Source organism: Almyronema sp. (assembly GCF_052168255.1).
Taxonomy (GTDB): domain Bacteria; phylum Cyanobacteriota; class Cyanobacteriia; order Phormidesmidales; family Phormidesmidaceae; genus Sphaerothrix; species Sphaerothrix epifaneia.
The window spans coordinates 1-6,391 of record NZ_JBQLZL010000028.1 but is presented as its reverse complement, the minus strand read 5'-3'; the positions used below and the strand labels follow the sequence as shown (position 1 = coordinate 6,391).

The window sequence follows — 6,391 nt, the reverse complement described above, 5'->3', positions numbered from 1 at the left end:
CTGCATACGTTTCGTCAGTCTCATCTTTACCTTTCTTTTGAAGAATTGGTATAAGACATTTAATACGGCTGAAAGCCTCTACAGAAAACCTTGCATTTTGCCGTCTGCCGTCTGCATTGAGCTTGATCTAGCGATTAGCGCTGAGTATGCTTCGGCTAAGGCTGAAAATTAGAATCGTTATCAGTGTCGTAGAAGCGAAGCTGGCCATAGCCAGTAAATTGCGCATTAACTGAATTACCAGCAGGAAACGCCGTTACCCCAAAGAGATAGGTTCCCCCCCAGCGAGGATTGCGCACTGGATTTAGGCTAAGGGTGATGACCCGTCCGGGCTGAATGGGGGGATCAAATGCAAATGTAATGGCTTCCGAGTCTTCGTCTTGGGTAACGCTGCTGAGCGTCAAGGGCGATCGCGAACCTCTAGGATATCCTTCAAAGGCGATACTTTCGCCTAGCTGAAAGCGGAGATCGCTGGTCAGTCGGGAATTTTGTTGCTCGATCACCACTTTTGCTAGAGGTTCTCCGGCAGCGGCGGGCAAATCTAAGGTGAAATAATAGGTGGCGTTGCGGGTTTGAGCGCGATTACGGGTTGTGGTTGCTTCTAACAGTTGCGGCGGTTGCACAAAGGCGATCGCCCCGTCAATTAGCTGCACAGCCGAGGCCGACAGCGGCAATGAAACTGGAGTCACAGCCCCCAGTAACAACCCCAACCCTAGCGCAAACGTTTTAGCTTTCATAAGTAGTTCTTTGCAGATTTCAACTGGAATTCAGACGATCGAAATTTAAAGGCCAAAGGGTAAACAAGCCTGCATCAAGCAAGCACTGACGCGTGAGGCTGAAGGCTGTCTCACCCTTTAACTAACCGCACGCTAAGCAAGGGGCAAACGAGCAGTTCGTGTTTAAGCCAAAGACTTGCTTGAGCCAATTGCCCTATCTTGAGCAACTAAGCGAGAAATTTTGGAGAGATTACTTCTATTTTAGAAAACAGATCACAGCGATCGCTGCATCTAATTTGCTTTACTTTTTGTATTGTTTTTTAATACTTTTTCTTGAGGATTAACCGTTCCTCAATAGACGGTTTTCTCGTAATGAGAATTCATAGTTAGCTTGAGCAGAATTCGTTACGCTGGAGTTGTCATCATCGAATTATTTTTCAACTATTTAGTCTTATGAATGCGACTTCTCAAAATCGCTCAAAGCCTCTTGATTGGCAGGTTATAGTCTTTGCATTATCCGCTTTCTGGTTGAGCGCTAGCCTGGTTCTTGATTTTGTCATTATGCCGAGTATGTATGGTGCTGGCATGATGAGCCAACCCGATTTTGGTAGCTTGGGCTATGGCTTATTTTGGGTTTTTAACCGCATTGAAGTGTTGTGTGCAGCTTGTATTTTGACAGGGGTACTGGTGCTGCGCCAAGGGCGTGATCAGTTCAGCGTTTTGAGTAGCGGTAGTCAAAGTCGCTGGGCTTTAGGGTTGTCAGGCTTGTTATTGGCGATCGCGATGACGTATACCTATTTTCTCGCTCCCGAAATGAGTGCCTTGAGCCTGTCTTTAAACACCTTACAGTCAAGCGCTACCGCCATCCCCGCAGGCATGAATCAACTCCACGGCTTGTATTGGCTGCTTGAAATGCTAAAACTAGCGGCGGCGGTGTTGCTGCTGCGGTTTTGCTACCGCGACGTTGTATCTCTAGAAAATGCCCGCTAGACAATTTTTGCCGGGGGCTGATTGCCACCTCTCATCACCCGGCATTGCCCTCAATCATGGCTGACAAACTGGAAACGAGGAACGTTCTTTAACCTTCCTCGTTTTTTGCTATTGCTCAGTGTCTGCGGTCGGCCAGAGCAAACGAATAGCCATAATGCCAAACCCGACGGCGGCAGCTAACTTCACCCAGCGAGTCGGCAGTAGCTGAGCGGTACCCTCACCTAACAAAACGCCAATCAAACTAGCCAAAAGCAACGCTGCGGCTGTCCCTAAAAAAACGGCTTTGGGAAAGCGAGAAGACCCGCTCAGCGCGATCGCAGCAAACTGGCTCTTATCCCCTAGTTCTGAGAGAAAAACAGCCACAAAGCTAAGGCTGAGTAAGTTCCAATCCATAAACTACTCTCTTGAGAAATCACCAATAACGGCGTGACGGTTCTACACTTGCCACAAGTCCCACAGTAAGCCCAGCGTAATAGCCAGCAACGTCAACCCAGCCGCCCGATCGAGCATTTGAGGAGAGATGTGCTTGGCTAGCCACTGCCCCACCCAAACGCCGACTAGACTGGTGGCAACAAGGGCACTGCCTGCCCCGACAAAAATCACCCACGGGGCATGAAACTCAGCCGCCATTAGCAGCGTCGTCAGTTGGGTTTTGTCTCCCATTTCAGCCAAAAAAATGGTGATAAATGTAGACAAGAAAACACCCCAGAAGTTTTTGGGCTTGTTGCCCACAGCTTTGGGTTCTGCAGTAGCCGCCGCTTCAGACATTTTGTTTGAGTCACTCAGCCCTGAGCTATCGGCTGCGGCTGGCTGGGGGGGGCTAACGTCAGGCAAAGACGAATTCAAATCAGAACTCACAACCAAGAAAGATAAGTTTGAGCGGATCACGCTTTAGACTGAGCCGTTTAACAGCTTGCGATGGGTTGGCTTGCATTTCATTTTGTTTTCATTATCTGCAAAACCGCACCAATCAGCAATGCCTAAGAACCGATCGCCTGACAAAAGTGATCCATCTCTGGGCTGTTGTCGCCGTAGACGCCACTAATCTGCTGCTGACAGCACTCAATCGCAAACTCGTTGAGTTCATCGGCAGCGATTCCATACATTTGGGCAAAAGTATCGGCTTCCACCCGGCAAAAGCGCGGGCGATCGCGGTAAATTTCGCACTCACGCCGTTCAGCGTTGTAGTGAACGCACCAGCCATCAGCCCCTACCAAGCTAAGGTAAAGCTCCAGTTCCGCTGGGTTGAGGTAGTCTGCTAGATCGGGACGTTCTTCCGGGGCAAGATGGCAGCAAGCTCCACAATTTTTGACACATTGCCAGGTAGCCATAAATTACAGGCGTCTCCTTAGAATTTTGTAAATTTACTTAAAATTTGGGGTTCGTTAGCAGGTAAAATGACGCTGAGAATTGGAGCCTGCATACTTAATAATCTTGTCTGTTTGGGAGGATAAATGGAGTTTTTAAGCAATATTAATTTTGAGCTGATTGCTCAGCTAACCATGCTAGCGATGATTGTGATTGCGGGGCCAGTCATTGTCTTTTTGCTAGCGGCACGCGGTGGCGATCTGTAGCTTGTAGCCAAGCTAACCTCATTCACTCCGAATCGGTGAATTAGCTTATCCCTCAACCCAGGGTTAGGCTAAAATCGCTTCTTCTATGCCCTCTGTATTGCTTGCTCGAAAAGATCCTTGTTTGCTCTGCGCAAGGATCTTTTGCTTTAAGGGCTGAAAGTGCTTAAGTCAGGCTGTGGCGCTGGCGCAAAATAAATTCCGCGATCGCTAAATCAACCGGGGTCGTAACTTTGAGATTGGTTTCTTCACCCAAAACAATGCGAACAGGTAAATCGCATTTTTCAAACAGAGCCGCGTCATCAGTTACGCTCCAGCCCTGCTGCTGACCTTTTTCGTGGCAGGCTTTGAGTAAAGCGACTTCAAATCCTTGCGGCGTTTGAGCTGCCCAGAGATTTCGGCGATCGGGCGTGTCGAGAATAACACCCTGCTCATTGACAACCTTGATAGTATCTTTGACAGGAATAGCTGCAATCAGTCCAGAGCAAGTTTGCAGGGTAGCCGCACAGCGATTAAATAAGTCTGGCGTGGCTAAACAGCGGGCACCATCGTGAATCAACACCCGTTGGGCTGCGGTCGGTAAAGCCTGTAGCCCGTTAAAGACTGATTCTTGGCGGCTTTCACCGCCTGGGATGAAAGTAACGGGTTTGGTTAAAGTTAGCCGATCAACGATTTGAGATAGCATATCTTGATCGTTGGGTTGGCAGATGATACCAATCCAGCTAACCTGTTCAGCCTGCTCAGCCGCTAGCAGATTCCAAGCAATTAAAGGGCGATCTAAAACAGATAACAAGACTTTGTTGCGATCGCTGCCCATGCGCCGTCCCATCCCAGCCGCAGGAATTAAAAAATGCACAAATGACCTCGTAGAAATTTCTATAGCGATTCAGCAACCATTTTCACCCCAACGCTCAGTCTTTCTGAGAAAATTGAGGGGCTTCTATTGGGTGCTATTGGACATAGTCTGTCCAGCTTCCACTAAAATATTTGGCGAAAAGCGTAACCATATCTTATGCGAGTACTGGCTCTAGTCCCTGGCGGGATCGGCGATCAAATCCTGTTTTTCCCGACTCTGGATGACCTCAAGCAAGCCTATTCTAAGGCGGAGATTGATGTCGTTGTCGAACCCAGAGCGCAGGCTGCTTATCGAGTATCTAAAGCGGTTAGCGAAACCATTCTCTTCGATTTTCCAGCAAGTAATAGTCCGGCTGATTGGGCCAACCTGCTGGGTATTATCCGCGATCGCGAATATGAAGTCGTGCTTTCTACCAGCCAAGACTGGAGCGTTGGCCTGCTGCTGTGGCTGAGCGGCATTCCCACCCGCATTGGCTACGCAAATCCCTCTAGCGGTATTTTTCTCACCCATTCGGTTCCAGCTAAGGCCGCTCAGTATCAAGCCCACCACAACCATGATCTCCTGCAAGCGCTCAACCTGACCGGGGCTTGTCCAGCCACTAACCTCAGCGTGCCGCAAAGTGATTTGGCTTGGGCTGAGCAGATCCGCGAAAGCTTGGGACTCAAAGATACGGGTTACGTGGTGCTTTACGGTGGCCCCAACACCGCTTCACGCGGTAAAGTTAGCAACTCGTTTTACCCGATTGAATCGTGGCAGGCCATCGTTGAAGACTTTCAGCGACGCCAGCCGAACTTACCGCTTGTGTTTTTGCAAGATAGCACGAACGGTTTGCTAGCCAGTACGCTGAGTGAGCTATCGCCCGCCATTAAAGTGATTCAGCCCACCAACGTTGGCCGAATGGCCGCGATCGTCGCTGGATCTGATCTGGTCATTTGTCCAGACAGCGATGTTTTGCAACTGGCTGTGGCCTTAAAAGTATTCGCTTTGGCTCTCTTTGGTAATACCGATCCGGTTAAGCGTTTGCCGCCTGTGAGTGAAGCTGACGCCGAGACGCGCTTTTTGGCAATTACTTCTTTAAGCGATCGCGTCGCTGACATTTCGGCGCAAGATGTGTTGAAAAAAGTCTGGAGTGAGTAGCCTCGCTGCTCCCCAATGAACCTGCTCAAGGTCAGTAGCGGTTCGTAAAATTGATCTTTGGTTCAGTTCCAGTCCTTGCTTCTGCTTTTATACTGGAGTCAATTCTGCGCGATCGCGTAAGATTGTATGCGATAAATTAAGCCACTTACACTTAAATAAAGCTTTTATGGATCGAATTCGGGCACAAGCCTCTAAACTCTGGGAACTCGTTTTTGCTGCCGAAACAGCAGCAACTTATCAAAAAGCCCTGGCTCTGACTTGGGAAATTTTAAGAGAGACAGCTCAGCTAATTTGGCTCTTGATCTGCCTGGTTTTTGTCTTAGCAGCTTGGCTAGGCGAATATGCTAAAAAACTCGGCAGAGACTTTCGCAACTGGTACGAACGCCTAGGCGAAAAACCCGCCGAACCTGAGGAAGCCAAACCTTTTTTCAGTTCAGCCGGACAATCTCTTTTAGAAGCCAGCAGTAACAGCGCTGCTTTTTTGCTGGCGCAGGCAAGCGAACAGCTTGGCATCGAATACAACCCTCCAAAAGCAGCGCCGCCTGTGGCTAAGCCGCAAGCTTCTGGGCCACCGTCTGTTGAACCTGCCCCAGCCAATGTGTCTCAAATTTCAGCCACGGTCAAAAAATCGCCGCCACCTGTCGATGAAACTGATTTAGACGAAATTTAGCGATCGCCCGATAACATCGATTGATTGCAAGGCTATAGCTTCGGCTATAGCCTTTTTGCTTGGCTTTGAACCTAACCTAATAGCCCGCCTCTTTCTTCCGCCAGAGGCTTAAAGCTGGCCAAAATCACTCCTGCGAAGCAGTGCCGCCTCCTCCCTTCTCCCCATGCTTTTCCCCTCCCAAAGCGGCAAAGTAGGTAGTAAGCACATCTCACCCAGCCAGATTAAAAACCATTATGAAAACTCGCCTCCTTTCACAACTTTCTTTAATTAGCCTGCTTTTTGTGGGTGGGCTAGCCACACGGGCGATCGCTCAAGAAGCCGTACAAGGTAACAGCACGCCTAGCGAAATCGATACCAGCGATACGCTAGACAGCACCGATGGCCTTACCAACCCCCCTGGAACTGAGCCGTACAGTACCAACGATTCCCGCAACAACCCTGCGGGCACAGAGCC

At 49.3% G+C, this 6,391-nt stretch carries 10 protein-coding genes; 5 read left to right on the top strand and 5 right to left on the bottom strand.

All coding sequences use genetic code 11. The features are described 5' to 3' along the window. Positions 1 to 155: 155 nt before the first annotated feature. Positions 156 to 734 (bottom strand): DUF2808 domain-containing protein, encoded by a 579-nt coding sequence (locus ACTS3T_RS05070; protein WP_462934833.1) that lies wholly within the window; start codon positions 732 to 734, stop codon positions 156 to 158. 540 nt (positions 735 to 1,274) lie between these two features. Between ACTS3T_RS05070 and ACTS3T_RS05065 the strand changes: the two genes are divergently transcribed. After that, a complete protein-coding gene (locus ACTS3T_RS05065; RefSeq protein WP_462934832.1) occupies positions 1,275 to 1,703 on the top strand; it encodes a hypothetical protein in 429 nt (142 codons plus the stop codon). Between the two features lie 108 nt (positions 1,704 to 1,811). Here the strand turns inward: ACTS3T_RS05065 and ACTS3T_RS05060 are convergent, their stop codons facing one another. The 3 genes from ACTS3T_RS05060 to ACTS3T_RS05050 form a co-directional block, all read right to left on the bottom strand. Beyond that, complete coding sequence (locus ACTS3T_RS05060; protein WP_462934831.1) at positions 1,812 to 2,096, bottom strand: TMEM165/GDT1 family protein; 285 nt, start codon at positions 2,094 to 2,096, stop codon at positions 1,812 to 1,814. Positions 2,097 to 2,138: 42 nt separating this feature from the next. Further along, positions 2,139 to 2,567: a TMEM165/GDT1 family protein gene (locus ACTS3T_RS05055; protein WP_462934830.1), complete on the bottom strand. Its 429-nt coding sequence runs from the start codon at positions 2,565 to 2,567 to the stop codon at positions 2,139 to 2,141. Between the two features lie 116 nt (positions 2,568 to 2,683). Next, entirely contained in the window at positions 2,684 to 3,034 is a 351-nt protein-coding gene (locus ACTS3T_RS05050; RefSeq protein ID WP_462934829.1) for a YkgJ family cysteine cluster protein, read from the bottom strand. A gap of 123 nt (positions 3,035 to 3,157) precedes the next feature. Here ACTS3T_RS05050 and psb30 point away from each other — a divergent pair, with 123 nt between their 5' ends. Continuing rightward, positions 3,158 to 3,277, top strand: a complete 120-nt coding sequence (psb30, locus tag ACTS3T_RS05045; RefSeq protein WP_462934828.1) for a photosystem II reaction center protein Ycf12/Psb30 — start codon at positions 3,158 to 3,160, stop codon at positions 3,275 to 3,277. Positions 3,278 to 3,440: 163 nt separating this feature from the next. Here the strand turns inward: psb30 and ispD are convergent, their stop codons facing one another. Continuing rightward, positions 3,441 to 4,130 (bottom strand): 2-C-methyl-D-erythritol 4-phosphate cytidylyltransferase, encoded by a 690-nt coding sequence (gene ispD / locus ACTS3T_RS05040; RefSeq protein WP_462934827.1) that lies wholly within the window; start codon positions 4,128 to 4,130, stop codon positions 3,441 to 3,443. Positions 4,131 to 4,286: 156 nt separating this feature from the next. Between ispD and ACTS3T_RS05035 the strand changes: the two genes are divergently transcribed. The 3 genes from ACTS3T_RS05035 to ACTS3T_RS05025 all read left to right on the top strand — a co-directional run. Continuing rightward, the gene (locus tag ACTS3T_RS05035) at positions 4,287 to 5,267 is read left to right on the top strand and encodes a glycosyltransferase family 9 protein (protein ID WP_462934826.1); all 981 of its coding nucleotides are present in this window, start codon (positions 4,287 to 4,289) and stop codon (positions 5,265 to 5,267) included. A gap of 166 nt (positions 5,268 to 5,433) precedes the next feature. Continuing rightward, positions 5,434 to 5,937, top strand: a complete 504-nt coding sequence (locus ACTS3T_RS05030; protein WP_462934825.1) for a hypothetical protein — start codon at positions 5,434 to 5,436, stop codon at positions 5,935 to 5,937. Positions 5,938 to 6,170: 233 nt separating this feature from the next. Beyond that, on the top strand, positions 6,171 to 6,391 hold a 221-nt coding region (locus tag ACTS3T_RS05025), incomplete at its 3' end, for a hypothetical protein (RefSeq protein WP_462934824.1).

Excerpts from the sequence above, each read along its gene's own strand:
- ACTS3T_RS05070 (WP_462934833.1), bottom strand. The coding sequence starts at position 734 with ATGAAAGCTAAAACGTTTGCGCTAGGGTTGGGGTTGTTACTGGGGGCT.
- ACTS3T_RS05065 (WP_462934832.1), top strand. The coding sequence starts at position 1,275 with ATGCCGAGTATGTATGGTGCTGGCATGATGAGCCAACCCGATTTTGGT.
- ACTS3T_RS05060 (WP_462934831.1), bottom strand. The coding sequence starts at position 2,096 with ATGGATTGGAACTTACTCAGCCTTAGCTTTGTGGCTGTTTTTCTCTCA.
- ACTS3T_RS05050 (WP_462934829.1), bottom strand. The coding sequence starts at position 3,034 with ATGGCTACCTGGCAATGTGTCAAAAATTGTGGAGCTTGCTGCCATCTT.
- psb30 (WP_462934828.1), top strand. The coding sequence starts at position 3,158 with ATGGAGTTTTTAAGCAATATTAATTTTGAGCTGATTGCTCAGCTAACC.
- ACTS3T_RS05035 (WP_462934826.1), top strand. The coding sequence starts at position 4,287 with ATGCGAGTACTGGCTCTAGTCCCTGGCGGGATCGGCGATCAAATCCTG.
- ACTS3T_RS05030 (WP_462934825.1), top strand. The coding sequence starts at position 5,434 with ATGGATCGAATTCGGGCACAAGCCTCTAAACTCTGGGAACTCGTTTTT.